17 protein-coding genes and 1 pseudogene are annotated in these 15,906 nt (G+C 37.1%); 15 read left to right on the forward strand and 3 right to left on the reverse strand.

Annotated features, from left to right (window positions below; translation table 11 throughout):
* The first annotated feature begins 44 nt into the window (after positions 1 to 44).
* From FFL34_RS11725 to FFL34_RS11760, 8 genes and pseudogenes are all read left to right on the forward strand, one after another.
* Positions 45 to 647, forward strand: coding sequence for a restriction endonuclease subunit S domain-containing protein (locus tag FFL34_RS11725; RefSeq protein WP_171046350.1), 603 nt, complete (start codon positions 45 to 47; stop codon positions 645 to 647).
* The gene (locus FFL34_RS11730) at positions 610 to 2,157 is read left to right on the forward strand and encodes a type I restriction-modification system subunit M (RefSeq protein ID WP_138603590.1); all 1,548 of its coding nucleotides are present in this window, start codon (positions 610 to 612) and stop codon (positions 2,155 to 2,157) included. Before FFL34_RS11725 ends, FFL34_RS11730 begins: the two co-directional genes overlap by 38 nt.
* A 1-nt stretch (position 2,158) precedes the next feature.
* Positions 2,159 to 3,334, forward strand: coding sequence for a restriction endonuclease subunit S (locus FFL34_RS11735; RefSeq protein ID WP_138603591.1), 1,176 nt, complete (start codon positions 2,159 to 2,161; stop codon positions 3,332 to 3,334).
* 73 nt (positions 3,335 to 3,407) lie between these two features.
* Positions 3,408 to 5,984, forward strand: a complete 2,577-nt coding sequence (locus FFL34_RS11740; RefSeq protein WP_138603592.1) for an AAA family ATPase — start codon at positions 3,408 to 3,410, stop codon at positions 5,982 to 5,984.
* Positions 5,985 to 6,010: 26 nt separating this feature from the next.
* A pseudogene (locus tag FFL34_RS11745) lies at positions 6,011 to 7,362 on the forward strand (IS4 family transposase).
* Between the two features lie 429 nt (positions 7,363 to 7,791).
* Entirely contained in the window at positions 7,792 to 8,463 is a 672-nt protein-coding gene (locus tag FFL34_RS11750; RefSeq protein ID WP_138603593.1) for a toll/interleukin-1 receptor domain-containing protein, read from the forward strand.
* Positions 8,464 to 8,480: 17 nt separating this feature from the next.
* A complete protein-coding gene (locus FFL34_RS11755; protein WP_138603594.1) occupies positions 8,481 to 8,789 on the forward strand; it encodes a hypothetical protein in 309 nt (102 codons plus the stop codon).
* Positions 8,790 to 9,610: 821 nt separating this feature from the next.
* The gene (locus tag FFL34_RS11760) at positions 9,611 to 10,222 is read left to right on the forward strand and encodes a DUF2971 domain-containing protein (protein ID WP_138603595.1); all 612 of its coding nucleotides are present in this window, start codon (positions 9,611 to 9,613) and stop codon (positions 10,220 to 10,222) included.
* Positions 10,223 to 10,608: 386 nt separating this feature from the next.
* On the opposite strand, the gene FFL34_RS11765 is transcribed toward FFL34_RS11760, so the two are convergent.
* From FFL34_RS11765 to FFL34_RS11775, 3 genes are all read right to left on the reverse strand, one after another.
* A complete protein-coding gene (locus FFL34_RS11765; RefSeq protein WP_325053274.1) occupies positions 10,609 to 11,670 on the reverse strand; it encodes a tyrosine-type recombinase/integrase in 1,062 nt (353 codons plus the stop codon).
* Positions 11,671 to 11,788: 118 nt separating this feature from the next.
* Positions 11,789 to 12,262 carry an ImmA/IrrE family metallo-endopeptidase gene (locus FFL34_RS11770; RefSeq protein ID WP_138603596.1) on the reverse strand — a complete coding sequence of 158 codons (474 nt, stop codon included), beginning with the start codon at positions 12,260 to 12,262 and terminating at the stop codon, positions 11,789 to 11,791.
* 124 nt (positions 12,263 to 12,386) lie between these two features.
* A complete protein-coding gene (locus tag FFL34_RS11775) occupies positions 12,387 to 12,764 on the reverse strand; it encodes a helix-turn-helix domain-containing protein (RefSeq protein ID WP_138603597.1) in 378 nt (125 codons plus the stop codon).
* Positions 12,765 to 12,936: 172 nt separating this feature from the next.
* Between FFL34_RS11775 and FFL34_RS11780 the strand changes: the two genes are divergently transcribed.
* The 7 genes from FFL34_RS11780 to FFL34_RS11810 all read left to right on the forward strand — a co-directional run bounded on the left by FFL34_RS11780 (position 12,937) and on the right by FFL34_RS11810 (position 15,879).
* Complete coding sequence (locus tag FFL34_RS11780; protein ID WP_138603598.1) at positions 12,937 to 13,158, forward strand: helix-turn-helix domain-containing protein; 222 nt, start codon at positions 12,937 to 12,939, stop codon at positions 13,156 to 13,158.
* A 29-nt stretch (positions 13,159 to 13,187) separates the two neighbouring features.
* Complete coding sequence (locus tag FFL34_RS11785) at positions 13,188 to 13,499, forward strand: hypothetical protein (RefSeq protein ID WP_138603599.1); 312 nt, start codon at positions 13,188 to 13,190, stop codon at positions 13,497 to 13,499.
* Positions 13,500 to 13,548: 49 nt separating this feature from the next.
* Entirely contained in the window at positions 13,549 to 14,367 is an 819-nt protein-coding gene (locus FFL34_RS11790; RefSeq protein ID WP_138603600.1) for a phage replisome organizer N-terminal domain-containing protein, read from the forward strand.
* Between the two features lie 12 nt (positions 14,368 to 14,379).
* Entirely contained in the window at positions 14,380 to 15,159 is a 780-nt protein-coding gene (locus FFL34_RS11795; RefSeq protein ID WP_138603601.1) for an ATP-binding protein, read from the forward strand.
* A 1-nt stretch (position 15,160) separates the two neighbouring features.
* Positions 15,161 to 15,343 (forward strand): hypothetical protein, encoded by a 183-nt coding sequence (locus tag FFL34_RS11800; protein WP_138603602.1) that lies wholly within the window; start codon positions 15,161 to 15,163, stop codon positions 15,341 to 15,343.
* A gap of 89 nt (positions 15,344 to 15,432) precedes the next feature.
* Positions 15,433 to 15,636 carry a hypothetical protein gene (locus FFL34_RS11805; protein WP_138603603.1) on the forward strand — a complete coding sequence of 68 codons (204 nt, stop codon included), beginning with the start codon at positions 15,433 to 15,435 and terminating at the stop codon, positions 15,634 to 15,636.
* Between the two features lie 15 nt (positions 15,637 to 15,651).
* A complete protein-coding gene (locus FFL34_RS11810; RefSeq protein ID WP_138603604.1) occupies positions 15,652 to 15,879 on the forward strand; it encodes a hypothetical protein in 228 nt (75 codons plus the stop codon).
* The last annotated feature ends 27 nt before the right edge of the window (positions 15,880 to 15,906 follow it).

Raw genomic sequence — 15,906 nt, forward strand, 5'->3', positions numbered from 1 at the left:
GTTATATTTTTGTAGTATAAAAAAACTACAAGGAGGTCATGTTGGTGGCAGCATTATTTGCCTATCATAACGGAACCCTTCTCCAGCGTTTAACAGAATCTGAGCACGGTTTACCGTCCATGGTCTATGATCGGCAAATGTTGGATAAGGACGCTGGAGAATACATCCGGCATTCGGAGTCTCCAAAAATGGTCATGCTCGATGAGGCGTCAGATGCGAAGCGTATTTACGAAGGGGATATCGTCATGCAGCTAATGACCGAGAAATGTGCAATTGTTTCCCCCGAGCATGCCGGAGCCATTCTCCCCTATAATTTTATGCATATTGAGGTCGATACCGACCGTATCAATCCTTTTTATTTTGTGTATTGGTGGGACTGGTCGCCGGAAGCTCTTGCACAGCGTCACCAGATGAAACAGGGGAGCAGTTCAGTACAGAAAATAACGGCTCGACAATTGCAGGATTTGCATATCACGCTGCCCCCTCTTGATAAGCAACAACGTATGGGAAAGGTCAACCAAAACCGAAAACGAATCCAATATCTTCGACAAAAACGCGAAGCATTAATGGACCAGTATTTAGCGCAACAATTTTTTAGGAGGAACATGTATGACGACAACAGAAAAACAACGCCAGCAACAGGCTGATCTACAAAAAAAACTATGGGATATTGCCAATGACTTGCGCGGCAATATGGACGCTAGTGAATTTCGCAATTATATTCTAGGGTTAATCTTTTATCGTTTTCTTTCGGAAAACACCGAGCAGCAGGTAGAACAGCTTTTAGCAGAAGACAATATCACGTATGAAGAAGCCTGGCAGGACGACGAATACCAGGACGTCCTCAAGCAAGAGTTGATCGCCCGTATAGGTTATGTCATTGAACCGCAGGATTTATTCAGTTATTTAGTGAAAAAGATTGAAAACCAGACGTTTGAAATCGAAGATCTCCACCGAGCCATTAATCATATTGAAGCTTCAACTCGTGGAGAAGATAGTGAAGATGAATTTGATCGTTTGTTTGAAGATATGGACCTGAACTCGTCCCGTTTAGGAAATACTAATGCGGAGCGGACAAAACTCATTTCCAAAGTAATGGTAAACTTAGAAGCTCTACCATTTATTCAAGGTGATATGGAGATTGATATGTTAGGGGATGCCTATGAGTACCTCATCGGACAATTTGCGGCTACTGCCGGTAAAAAGGCAGGAGAGTTTTACACCCCACAGCAGGTCTCAAAAATTCTAGCCAAAATCGTAACCACTGGCAAAAAAGATTTGAAGAACGTGTATGACCCAACGTGCGGTTCCGGATCCTTACTATTACGCGTAGGCCGGGAAGCCAATGTGCGGCATTATTACGGCCAAGAATATAACAATACCACCTTTAACCTGGCTCGTATGAACATGTTGCTGCATGATGTGAATTATCATAATTTCTCTCTTGCGAACGGCGATACGTTAGAGCATCCGGCTGTAGTTGATGGACAGTTTGAAGCTGTCGTGGCGAATCCACCTTACAGTGCGAAATGGAGTGCCGATCCGTCCTTTTTGGATGATGAACGCTTTAGCAATTACGGGAAACTAGCGCCGAAGTCGAAAGCTGATTTCGCCTTTGTGCAGCACATGATCTATCATTTGGATGATAACGGAAAGATGGCCGTGATCCTTCCACATGGCGTGTTATTCCGTGGGGCTGCCGAAGAGACCATCCGGAAATATCTGATCGAAGAAAAGAACTATCTGGATGCAGTGATCGGACTTCCGTCGAATCTGTTTTTCGGAACGGGCATTCCGACTTGTATTCTCGTACTTAAGAAATGCCGCGAACAAGATGAAAATGTTCTATTTATTGATGCATCGCAGTCCTATGAAAAAGGCAAAAACCAAAACAATTTATCAGATGAAGATGTCAACAAAGTCGTGGAGACATTTCGAAATAGGGAAACACTCGATAAATTTAGTTATGTGGCAACTTTGGATGAAATCCGGGAAAATGATTATAACCTTAACATCCCTCGTTATGTCGATACATTTGAAGAAGAAGAACCGGTCGATCTGGATCAAGTTCAGCAAGATATTCAGGAAATTGATCAGGAAATTGCCGGATTGGAAAATGAAATTAATGGCTACTTAAAAGAACTTGGAGTGTTGTAAGATGGCAGATATATCAATAAAACAAAAGAATGTACCTGAGTTGAGGTTCTCTGAGTTTGAGGAGGGATGGAGGCCAAAAGTACTTGGGAATATAACAAAAATTAAAATGGGACACAGTCCAAAAAGTTCTAATTATACAGATGATAGTGAAAATATGATCTTAGTTCAAGGTAACGCAGATTTAAAAGGCGGCACAGTACTTCCCAGAATATATACTAAAGAGGTGACCCAAATTGCTGATAAAGGAGATATATTACTTACAGTAAGAGCCCCTGTCGGAGAAATCGGAATAACACAAATGGAAGTATGTATTGGTCGTGGAGTTAGTTCTATAAAAGGAAATAAATTTATATATTATTTCTTAGAAAAATTTCATTTACAAAATAAATGGGAAAAATTTGCTCAAGGCAGTACTTTTAAGGCGATATCAGGAAAAGATATTAGAGGGCTAAAGTTAAAAATTCCATCTAATGATGAACAACAAAAAATAGGCGATTTCTTCAGCAAACTCGATCAACAGATCGAACTAGAAGAGAAGAAATTAGATTTATTGGAAGAGCAAAAAAAGGGGTATATGCAAAATATATTCTCGCAAGAACTACGGTTTAAAGATGAAGATGGGAACAATTATCCGGAGTGGGAAAAGAAAAAGTTAGGTGATATTTCTGATTTTCAAAATGGGAAGGCCCATGAGAAATTTGTTGATAAGCATGCAAACTATGTACTTATAAACTCAAAATTTATTTCCAGCGAAGGCACGACGAAAAAATTGGTTAATCAGAGATTAACTCCTCTTTATAAAGAGGATATAACGATAGTCATGAGCGACGTACCTAATGGTAAGGCACTTGCTAAATGTTTTCTGGTTGATGAAGATGAAAGGTATACCCTGAATCAACGGATAGGTAGAATATTTAATATAAATGGAAGCCCCAGATTTTTATTTTCGAATTTGAATCGTAATATTCAATTACTAAAATATGATAATGGTGTTGGACAAACGAACCTAAAAAAGTCGGAAATATTGGCGATTAATATAAATTATCCAGATAAAAAAGAACAACAAAAAATCGGATCTTTCTTTCAAAAGTTAGACAAACGTATTGAATTACAATCCCAAAAAATCGAAGCCTTAAAAACACAAAAACAGGGATTTCTCCGGAAAATGTTTGTATAACTTTCGATAACGTCTATATATGTCAATAAGTTAGATGAATGAAATATAATATTAATAAAGGGAGACTACTGGAATGGATGTATCAACGAAGGAATGGTTAGTCAATAGACCTAAATGGATACAACTTGCAGCAAAACAGTTGCTAGAATCAGGTGAGCCAAGTGATAATATGATTTTAGAATTAACAAGGTTATGCAAGCAGGAAGTAAACAATGAATTCCCAAATATAGATATCGACATACCTGAAAGTGTTTTCAGCTCACATAACTCTGAAAATATACGTTTGTGCTCAATTAGTGAGACTTCCGGAATTAATAAACTAGCACCAAAGACTCCTCTCGAATTTGGAGAAGGTGACATCGTTGTTGTATATGGACATAATGGGTCAGGAAAATCTGGTTATGTAAGACTGTTAAAACATGTCTGTGGAGCTCGGAATAAAATTTTAGGCGAATTACATAATAATGTTTTTACTCAAGAAAAAACGGATCAAGAAGCTAAAATTACATTTTTAAAGAATAATGTGCCAAAAACTTATGAATGGACTGGTCAAGGTGTTTGTGATGAGCTTAATTCTGTAAATATCTTTGATGATACGTTTGGACAAGTATTTATTGGAGGAGAAGATGAAGTTAGTTATGAACCCCCAATACTATCTTTTTTTAGTTCGCTTATTGAGATTTGCAAAAAGGTTGAAATCAAACTGAATGAAGAAGAGGGTGCATTAAAATCAAAAATACCCAAAATCCCAAATGAATTAATGGGGTCTGAAGGAGCAAAATGGATAGGAGATATCAGTGCAGGAACTACCTCCGAAGAGATTGAAAAATATTGTGCGTTTACCAAAGAAAACGAAGAGAAATTGCAAGAAATCCAGAAAAGACTTTTAGAACCATCCCCAGAAGACAAAGTTAAACAATTAAAAAACCAAAATAAAAATGTAGACAACCTTATTCGAGAAGTTCAAAAACACCTTGATGAGTTGTCCTATGAAAACTGTAAAAGAATTATTGCAGCTAAGAAAAAAGAAGTTTCAAAAAGATCAGCCGCTGAAACAGCTGCAAGTAAGGCATTTAGTGATTCCGAACTTGAAGGCATTGGCTCCGATGTATGGAAGGAAATGTGGAATGCTGCCCGAAAATATTCGAATGAGTATGCTTGGAAGGATAAAAACTTTCCAGTTATTGAAGACAATTCAGTTTGTGTATTGTGTCACCAGCCCTTATCTGTAGAAGCAAAAAAAAGGTTTATGTCCTTTGAAGAATATATAAAAGGTGAGACCCAAAGTCAGGCAGAAAAAGCAGAAAATGAAAAGAAACTACATATAGATGCCTTATCGGAAATACCGGATTCAGATACTTTAAAAGCTAAAGCTAATGCTTCTGGAATAGAAAAACAAGAAGTCATAGATGCGATGATCGAAACATTCACAATGCTTCGAAAAATAAAAGGACAATTACAATCATCTGACATAAACGAGGATATAATTGCTATATCTCAAAATCCTGATTGGTTAGAAAGAATGCGTGATATTTCAAAGGAATATCAATCATTAGCCAATAAATATACAGAAGACTACAAGCAAGATAATCGTGAAGAATTAAAGCAGATATTACAAAATCTTAAAGCAAAAAAATGGCTGAGTAATTATAAACAAGAGATTTTTGAAGAAGTCAATAGACTTCAAGCTCTCCAGAAAATTAAAGAGGCCAAACGAACAACTTCGTCTACAGCCCTCTCGAAGAAAAAAGGAGAGCTGGCAGAAACGTTCATTACGGATGCTTTTATTCAGCGATTTAATAACGAACTTAGTGCACTGGGAGCCTCTCATCTCAAAGTAAGGATAGTGAAATCAAAAGTTTCAAAAGGAAGTGTGCTCCATACGATTAAGCTAGATGGGGTAACTCAAAAAAATATCAATGAAATTCTTAGCGAAGGGGAAAAAAGGATTGTTTCCATTGCTGCCTTTATCGCAGATGTTACAGGAAGCAATAATTCAGGTCCTTTTGTAATTGATGATCCTATTTCTTCACTTGATCAAAATTATGAGGAGGCGGTGGTTCAAAGACTTTGTAATCTTTCCTCGAACGAACAGGTAATTATTTTCACGCATCGTCTCTCTTTTCTGGGTCTAGTTCAAGATTTTGCAAAAAAGAAAAATGTTAAGCCCGAGACTGTTGCCATACGAGAAGAGTCGTGGGGTACTGGAGAGCCAGGTGACATACCTATATTTGCAAAGAAACCAGACAGGGTTTTAAACAAACTTATCGGTGAGATCCTTTCAAAAGCAAAAAAAATTTACAATGAACATGGGAGAGAAAGTTACGAACCCTACGGGAAGTCTCTATGCAGCGAATTTAGAATTCTTATTGAACGAATGATTGAGCATGAACTCATGTCAAACGTTGTCCAACGATATAAGCGAGACATCAACACTCAGGGCAAGATAGATGAACTGGCGAAAATATCTGAAGCAGACTGTAATTATTTTGATCAACTAATGACCAAATACTCAAGGTATGAGCATTCTCAACCACTTGAAGCTCCTGTTTCAATTCCTGATCCGTACGAGCTAGAAAATGACTTTTGTGGACTTAGAGAGTGGCATACAGAATTTAAAAATCGACAACTTTCAGTAAAGACACAATAAAGCATTTATACAAGTTTGGACTATATATAGATCAGAGAGAATGTGATGTATCTTTCACTGGAGGAGAAATAAAATCGACATTTAAAGAATTAAATGTGTTCAAACACTTGCGTAACACAGGGATTAAGAAGTCTTTTGGTTTTTCCTGTGCTTCCATTTTTTAGCTAATTTTTTGCTTAATCTTTGAAAACAAAACTGGTTTCGGACATTTGAAAGCAAAAAAGCCACGGATCTTCCGGCCAAGGATACCGTTTATCGGTTTCTGAACCAATCGACGTTTAACTGGCGACGGTTTCTGCTTTCATTGGCCGCTTATACGATTGGTAAAGTGTCAAAGCTGATGCGTCAAGATCGTCCGAAAGTGTTCATTTTAGATGATTCATCTTATGATCGAAACCGAAGCAAAAACGTAGAGCTTTTGGCTCGCTGCTTCGATCATGCAGAAAATACGTTTCTACAAAGGCCTCCGCATGTTGACATTGCTGGTCTGACGGTGCAACGTTTCTGCCTGTAGACTTTTCATTATTAAGCTCGAAAAAGAGTCAGGTCAACGGTATGTCTGAAACGGTTGATAAGCGCAGTTCCGGCTACAAGCGTCGAAAGGAAGCGTTACAAACGGCACCGGAACAGATTCCCGGTATGATGGAACGGGCGATGAACGCCGGCATTGATGTCTCCTATGTGCTGATGGATACATGGTTTACACAGCAGCCTCTCATCAAAGACCTGACTGAACAGGGACTTGACGTTATTGGCATGGTCAAAAAGCTGAAGCAACGTTATCTTGTGAATGGTAAGCGCGTGAGCTTGGATGAGCTGTATCGCCTGGCTAAGCCCACTGATGGAAAAAAGGGCATTTTGCGTTCCATCCATACAACACAGGCTAATGGTGTGCCTGTCAAAGTCGTTTTCGTCCGCAACCGAAATAAGAAAAGTGACTGGCTGGCGATCTTAAGCACAGACTGTACATTGCGATCAGGAAATCAACCGAATTCACGGCATGCGCTGGGATATTGAAGTGTTTTTCAAAACAACAAAATCCCTTTTAAAACTTCAAAAAGAGTTCCAGAGCCGTTCCTATGACGCGCTCATCAGCCACACGACCATTGTGTTCGCAAGGTATATTGTCCTGTCATGGCAGAACCGCTGCAGTACAGATGACCGAACACTAGGTGGCATGTTTTATGAATTATGCGACGAAGCAAGTGACCTCGATTGGGCTGTCGCGCTGCAGCAGTTAATCGAGCTTCTTGAAGATACCCTGAAAAAGAGTAATAAGAAAATACAACAACTCATCAAAAGTCAACTACAGCAATGGATTGCGAGTCTGCCCAATTATACCAAGGCATATCTGCCTATTTCAGTATGCGAAAGTTGAGTAACTTATATAAAGGTCTTAATGATTTAAGGTTAAAAAATGAGGGGGTTTATGTCTGAATTTCTACTCTATATGAAGGGTGAAAATACCACATATCAAGTCTTTTAGAGCCTAAAGGAGATCATTTACGTGAACAGGGTAAATCGAAAGAAGAATTTTTGAAATCATTATCTTCACGTTCAGACGTTACTCTGGTTCACCTGAATTAAAGCAGGAATTTAGAGAAAATTTTATTGATAAACTTTTTTAATAACGATTTGGCCTGTAAATACAGTGGGCTTATTGGTCTTTGATTATTGTATCCAATGGATAAATTAGCAAAGAAACACCGTAAGCTCCATGTATGCTTCTTATTGAAGTTAATAAAATAAATAGACCTAGCTCTATTATCACTACAATTTTAAATGTTTATTTAAATGGAGGTTACATATGAAGTTTTTTATTAGCCACTCCTCAAAAGATTTTAAATATGGTGATGCAATAGTCCAATTGTTGAAGGATATTGGTGTGCCTCAACAAAACATTATATTTACTAGTAAATCAGGACATGGAATCCCAAAAGGTGAAGACATATTTAAATGGCTGAAAAATGAAATAAAGGAAAAACCTTTTGTTATCTATCTACTTTCAGAAAGATATTACTCGAGCATAACTTGTTTAAACGAGATGGGAGCTGCATGGGTTATTGAGAATGAGCATATTTCGTTATTTACACCAGGGTTCAATCCTAGTAACCCTGAATTTTGGGAAGGAGCAGTAGAACCAAGAGAATTGGGTGCTTTTATCGATGATAGACAAAATATAATTGAATTTGCGGACATAATTGTCAGTACACTTGGCAATAAGGTGAACCCTGTTATCTTCGATGAAGCAATCACAAAATACATGGAGACAATAGAAAACATTAAGCAAGAAATTGATGATTCAGAAATAATAGACTATGTTAAACTGGATAACGAGTCGACAACTACCAATGATTTTATCCCCCATTCTAATGAAAAAGATGAAACATTGGATAGTAATACGAACAACGATATTCAATTTAAAAAGTTTAAGGAAGTCATTGAAATAGAAAACTTACTGATGAGGAGTTCTTATTAATAAAATACATGATAGATATGGGACAAGAAACTTTGGGCTATAGGTGGAAGGCAGAAGGAGAAATTCAGAATATAAAGCAATGGGAAGAGGTTAATGATTTAGATGACCAACTGTCTCGCAATTACAGTAAAGCCCTAAATAAGTTGATAATAAGGAATTTCCTCGAAGTGTATGATACAACATCTTATGGCAATCCAAGAGAGTATATTTTAGTTAAAGTTATTTCTAATCATTTATTGGATCTACCGGTAGATATGGTAAGCGTATTAGACGAAATGATGGAAAAGTATAAAGGGTTTGTTAATAGTGATACATTACCGTTTTAAATGGGTAAATTAATTTCTTTTTAAAAATTCTAGAAAAATAGGTTGTCACTCTTACGATGGTCCGCACTATGGAAAATTTAGGCACGTATTTATATCAACCAATTAGTATTTGAAGATAAGATATATAATGAGTTTGAAAAATAGCAATATAAATCATCCAAGAAGCAAAGATTTACCAATTAGGATGAAAACAGTTTTTCAAGGGATGATTACGGCCAGGGTTTTTTTACCACCTTTGCCATCTTTTGTACCAGTGTTTGACAAACAATTTACCAAGTGCCAACCTACTTTACCACATAAAAAAAGGGTCGCTCTGATTTGCCTGAAGTAGTGCTAATTCGGTAATCCGTTACCATTGACTTAACTTTTGTCCGTGTTGCGGATCTATCGCAGGTGTGGCAGAAATAATGCCTTAGAGGCACACCTGCTCAAATATGATAACACGGACAAGCCGATTCTAAGCATTCGCTGGCGGGGCCCCGACCCCTTCCAGCGTCTGCAAAGAATCAGGCGTTACAGTCAATGGTAAGCTGCTTCGCAGTGGCTCAGGCTTCATTCCATAAAAGTGTAGTGTACTTTATAAAAACTGGTAAAAAGGTTGTCATTTAGTGGTACATTTCTTGTCATTCGTTGGTAAATAAGATGTCACAGGTGGTACACTTTGTTGGCTGTAATCAAGGGAATAATCTATAAACTCAATTATTTCGAGGTAAATGCTTATGAAATGGTAAACTTGAAGTGAATAAAGGTGGTAGTGGCTATGAAATTCAAGGAATTATTTTTGGTCGTAGAAAGGAAGATACTGGGGAGGAAGTTAATCGATGACATACACTAATAAATTATGGGAGGAAAGAGTATGGGCTCGATCTGACATGAGTTTATATGTTACACATCTGACACGTGGGAGAAAAGAGGAGGATAAAAGCCCTTTAGATGTTTTGTTTGAGATTTTAAAAGACAAAAAAATTAAAGGTAGTACAAATAGTGGCTATGTAAGTGGTAGTGACCCTGCTGTCTGCTTTCAGGATGCACCTTTGAGTGGTATTGCTCAAAATATCAGACATGAAGTTATTAACCATGAAAAATTGGGAGGCAAGGAACGATACACAGCTATTGGGTTGATGTTCAACAAACCTTTGGTTTTTGCGAAAGGTGGCAGGCCTGTTATATATGAAACTAAGGAATTTGCAAAAATCTTACCATCTGATGAAAGGTGGAGAATGGTGACACTTGATTTCTCCAGCAAAGATAACATTGTGGACTGGACACATGAAAGAGAGTGGAGAGTAAAAGGGGATTTTAAATTTAATTATAAAAACGCTTTAGTCATTCTCCCAAACGTTGATACCTATAGAGAATTTATAGAACGAGCCAAGGGTGATGTACTTAAACAGATTCAAGGTATAGTTAATTTAAACGCAGTTATTAGTTAAACTGAAGGATAACGATTGCTTATCAATGATTGCCCGGAATGAGTAATATTGCCACAATCAAGCGCGACTGTAGAATAACAATTAATTCTTAAAACTATTTTTGGCTTATTAATGAACAATCAATAAAAGTCAACATATTGCATTATGGTTACTCAAATTTGGTCACTAAAAATTTATAAACACATAAATCTGTGCAGTATTAAAAAATTCCATAAACGCTAAAAATATTGATTAGAAGGTGTTTTATAGTTGTTAAGAAAAACTGAAATGGTTAGGTATGAAAGGGGCGGCATGATGTAAATCATCGCCCGTAAGCCTTGATTTGATAGTGTTTATAAGAGGTTTAAAGCCTTTGTAACATTAAAAATGTCACAAGAAAGTAACATTTAATTGAATTTTATTTTGGAAAGGGCGTTTTCGTATAAGTTGCTAACTTTTGCGGAAGCGTCCTTTTTCATCTTTTTGGTTACATGTGTATAGATTTTTAAAGTCGTTTGTGGGTCATCGTGTCCTACCCTTTCCATAACCGTCGCAAGGTTCACGCCAGCTTCAGCCATCATGCTTATGTGGGTGTGTCTGAAGATATGGGGCGTCGCCTTTTTTTCAATGTTGGTATATTCCATCAGCCTAGCCATCCTCATCACAATATTTTTTTGTATATAAGGATAACCATTCGCTCGGCAAAAAACGAAATTACCGTCATGTTCCACTTCATAACGATATTTCATTTTGATCTTTTTCTGACGTTTGTAATGTGATTTAATAAGCTGCATAATTTCAGAATCCACTTCAATCGACCGTATTGACCCATTCGTTTTTGGCGGTGTTAATTCAAATTTGCGCATGTTGTTATCTTCGTTATAGAGTGTTTTTGTAATTCGAACAGTGTTAGTGCTAAAGTTAATGTCAGACCATTTTAATGCACATAACTCTCCGGAGCGCATGCCTGAAAAGGCTAACAGATAGAAACGCTCGATATCTAATTCCTGGCCATTGTCTAAAGTGGCATTTAAAAACTCGTTCAATTCTTCGTTCGTTAAATATTTTTGTTCAATAGGTGCTATCTCAATTTCTTCAACTGTTTTTCGTTTTTTAGGTATAATAACATCGCGATTTGGACTTTCTTTAATAAGCCTATCCTTTATTGCATGCTGAAAAATCATGCCAGCTGATGTGTTCACTCCTTGGACTGTAGTCCGGGCATAATTTGGCGAAATGTCATTAATGAATTTTTGATACATGGAATACGTAATCTTTCCAATTGGGCTTTTTGCCATGTAACGGTTTAGTATAGCGACTTCTTTTTCCCGGATCCGTACTGTGCTCCTTTTAACGCCTGTTTGTTTGTATACTTCCAACCAAGCAGCTGCAACTTGATCAAATGTAACGCGTTTTCCTGAATTCTCGTCAATTTTATCTTCTTGAGTTGACCGGACAGCTTTTTTCACACGTTCTTTGGCTTCTCGTTGTGTCTTTGCACGTCGTTTTATTTGTTTGCGCTTTCCTGTTGCAGGATCAGGTTCTCCATCGGCAATACATTCCTATTTAACTTGTCCAGATTTAGTTTTAAATTTTTGACAGTACATGATTCATGCCCTCCTTATATAGTTTGTTTTGATACATTTCTAATCGTCTAACAGCGAAATCATATTCAACGTTAAATAAATTCATAATGGTGTCTATCGAGATATAGTCTGTTTTATGTAGCATAAAAGTTGGTACGCAGAAATGGTAAGCAAAATGATTGGCTTGCCATTCCTGCATGTCTAAAAACAAACGATGCAAAGTTAGATGATTTCCACAATGCCTCAAATAATGACAAACTTCGTGACCAAATAACTGCCATTCTCGCTGCTTTGTCGATTTTTGTATTACTAAATCATTTCCGAAACGGAGACTGAATTTGCCGTAATAAATATTTAAATTGAGCCTCGTGGCAATATTATCAATTGTTAATTGTTCTGGTCTATTGATACGGAGAAACTTGTACAAATTCTGTATATAGTCTTCAAGATGAGTATTAATACAACAACCCTCCATAGGAACGTATGTTCTAATTAAGTATAAAAATAAAGGTATACAATTATATGTACACCGTGTGATTTCCGATTTTCCTAAATTCGCTTATCTTCAGTTACTATAGTCTCCGTATTTGGCTGTAGAATTACTTTTTTCCTTTTTTCCTTTTAAAATGGAGATATTCAATTGTATCAAGCACTTCTCTTCTTTCCTCATCAGACATGTTTTTCCAATTGTTAAACATTAAGTCAGTTTGTGGATCATTTAATAATTCTTTTAGTTCCTCATCAACCCCCTTGATAGGATCGTCTGTTCTTCCATGAAGATAGTCTGTATCAATATCGAATAAATCAGCAATTTGATTAATGATGTCCAGAGGTGGTGTTTTAGTACCACGTTCATAAGCTGTATAGGTGACTCTAGCCACCCCTATTTTCTCAGCAACATATTGTTGGGTCCATTTTTTGTCAGTTTTCTTTAGTTCTTCTCTATAATTTTTCAGACGTTCAGAGAGGAGACTCATATATTATCACTACTTTCCACCTACTACCTACATTATAAAGGTTTCTTTCAGTAACTTCACCCTTTTGTTCCTATAAGTATAAATTAATTTTAATTTATTGTTGACAAGTTCCTTTTAGTAACATATTATTATTAGTATAAAGTTTCTTTAAGGAACATAAAGGAGGTGCGAAATGAGGTTATGGCTCAAAGAAATTCGAGGTGAAAGGGGATATACCCAAAATGAAGTTTCTTGTCTATCTAAGATTTCAAGAAGTCATTATACTCGTATAGAACAAGGAACAAAAAAGCCCTCTGTTAATACAGCAAAAAATATTGCAAATTCATTGAGGTTTAACTGGGTGAATTTTTTTAGTAGTGATTGTCCCAAAAAGGAACAAAATAATTTGAATTAAAAACTTACATTGCAAGGATGGTGATGGGAATGTCAAACACAACATTCAGTTCGGAAGAAATACAAACATTCGCAAGCGAAATCAAAAAACAATTGGTGCCGATCCTCGTTGAAGAATTAAAGGAATCAGAATTGCCACCATTGCTGACAAGAAAACAATTCATGGATATTACAGGGGTTGGTCCTACTAAGTGTAACGAGTTATTCAATCGTGGAGATTTTCCAGTCACGAGGGAGTTAGGTCATCCTAAAGTGCCTACAAAGATGTTTTTCGATTGGTTATACGCATCGGCACAGAATGCACAAGAAATGCGTATGAAGTATCCATACAGCGCCATTTAAAACGTATTAAGTAGAGAAACATATCTCAAACAGCTAAGGGGAGATAGTAATGCAAGATCTGAAATGGATTAAATTAGATATATCTATGTTTGAGGATGAAAAAATAAAACTGATAGAACAAATGCCAGAGGCTGATACCATTCTAATTGTTTGGGTGAAATTACTGGCACAAGCAGGAAAAACCAATGCTAATGGATACATCTACCTAAATGAAAATATTCCATACACGGAAGAGATGCTTGCTACGATATTCGGTAGACCAGTAAATACTGTACGGCTTGCATTAAATGCTTTACGAGAATTTGGAATGATTCACATAGACGAAGATTCCTTTATACACATTACAAATTGGAAAAAACACCAGAATGTTGAAGGGATGGAAAGGGTAAGGCAGCAGAATAAATTAAGAAAACAAAAGCAAAGAGAACGTGAGAAAGCTAAACAAATTGAGCAAAAACCTAAAAACGTGACGTCACGTGACAATCACGCACCAGAAGAAGAAGTAGAAGAAGAGAAAGAAAAAGAGAAAGAAGAAGAGAATATATCTACTACTACTAATAATGCAATCAAGTTTTATGAAAAAAACTTTGGGGCCGCCAGTCCTTATGAACAAGAATCTATTCTTGAGTGGACTAACGATTTAGGTGGAGATTTAGTTATTGAAGCCATGAAACGAGCTATTAAACGTAATAAAAAGTCATGGGGATACACCGAGAGAATACTTAAGTCATGGCAAAAAAACAATATTATCACTGTTGAGCAAGCAAATGTTGAAGAACAGGCATATCGGAATCAATTTCAGAACCGGAAGCGAAAGTCGAGTGAGCAGGCAGGTTCAACGAATGATGGTTATGATTATGGATTTTAGGAGGAATTCCTGATGGAAAGTATTAAACAGCATATAACAAGTCCAGAACAAAAACGACTTAAAACGTTTGTGTGTGAGGGTTGCCATCAGCACGTATCACAAACAGAATTGATCATCCCTTCTGGACCACGTGAAGGGGAGCGAGTCATAGCAAATTACGGATGCAGATGTGAAGATATCAAGCTGGCAAAAGCAGCTGAACAAAAATACAGTCAGCTCAAACATCGTAAGCTGATGGACAGTTTTAATTATTATTCATTGATAAATGACTCGCTGAAAGAAGCAACATTAGATAACTTTGATTCCCTCGACAGCAACATAAAGAGGGCTAAAGAAAAGGCATTGGCGTATATCCATTCATTTGATCGAAAACAGAATCTCTTATTGACAGGCGATTATGGAACCGGAAAAAGCCATCTTTCGGTTTCGATAACGAAAGAGTTGATGGAAAGAGACTACGAATGCTTGTTTCTCTCCCTTCCAAAACTGCTAACGAAGATCAAGCGAACCTATAATACAAAAGGCGTCACAGAAGATGACCTGCTAAATGTTATTCAACGTGTGGACTTATTAGTGCTGGACGATATTGGGGCGGAACAACAAACAGAATGGTCTACGTCTAAACTTTTCGAAATACTGGATGATCGCTCAGGTAAAGCAACCGTTTATACGACCAATTTAAGTAGTGATGAACTCAAAGAACGGGTGAATGAACGGAACTTCTCAAGAATGATGGACAATACAAACGTTATCGTTATGAACGGTTCAGATTATAGAAGGAGGGGTTTTTAAGATGTGGCAAGGTATGAAAAGTGTGATGGTGTTTGACCCGAAGGATAGTCAAGTGGACACCGACAGGAAATGGCGGGAATGGATGCAACATAAAAGCTCCGTTGGTGACAAATATGTACCAACGGCAGCTGAAACAAGAAAATATCTTAATGAACTGGAAAACAGAAAGCAACGATACGCCTAAATATCAAACTTTCTGATGTCCAAGAAGATATCTTCAATTATACCATGATTAGCTGATATGTGAAATTAAACTTAATCAGGAGGATTTAGATGCAAGTGATCAATAAAAGTGATGACAAGACATTGGTGGTTCATGCAGGCTATTCGGAAGCACACCTTATGCGAGAAGCGTTATCTTTATACAGGCTGCGGATGGAAGCATTGAATGGAAAAAATAGTGAAGAAGAAAAAGTTATAGGTGAGTTGCTGCATGATCTCATGAATCCGGATCCAGAAAAGACAATTACTGAATGATAAGGGGGTATCAAAATGAACATCAATCAGTCTATTCGCGAAGCTAGAAGTAACTTGAAGTATATGAAAGCAGTGAGGAGAAGGTTGTTTTGGCTAAACATCACGAATCCGAGAGCCGGATTTTACGAGCGATTGTGTTTAGCAAATGGTTATTCAAAAAGTAATATCAAAAATTTAGCAAACGAATATGGCGTTACGTCTGAAGAAGTTTGCGAGGAAGAAGTTATGGCATGGCAAAGCTGATTAGAAGGAAAGCTGTTTGAACGTAAT

The organism is Lentibacillus cibarius (assembly GCF_005887555.1).
Classification (GTDB): Bacteria; Bacillota; Bacilli; order Bacillales; family Amphibacillaceae; genus Lentibacillus; species Lentibacillus cibarius.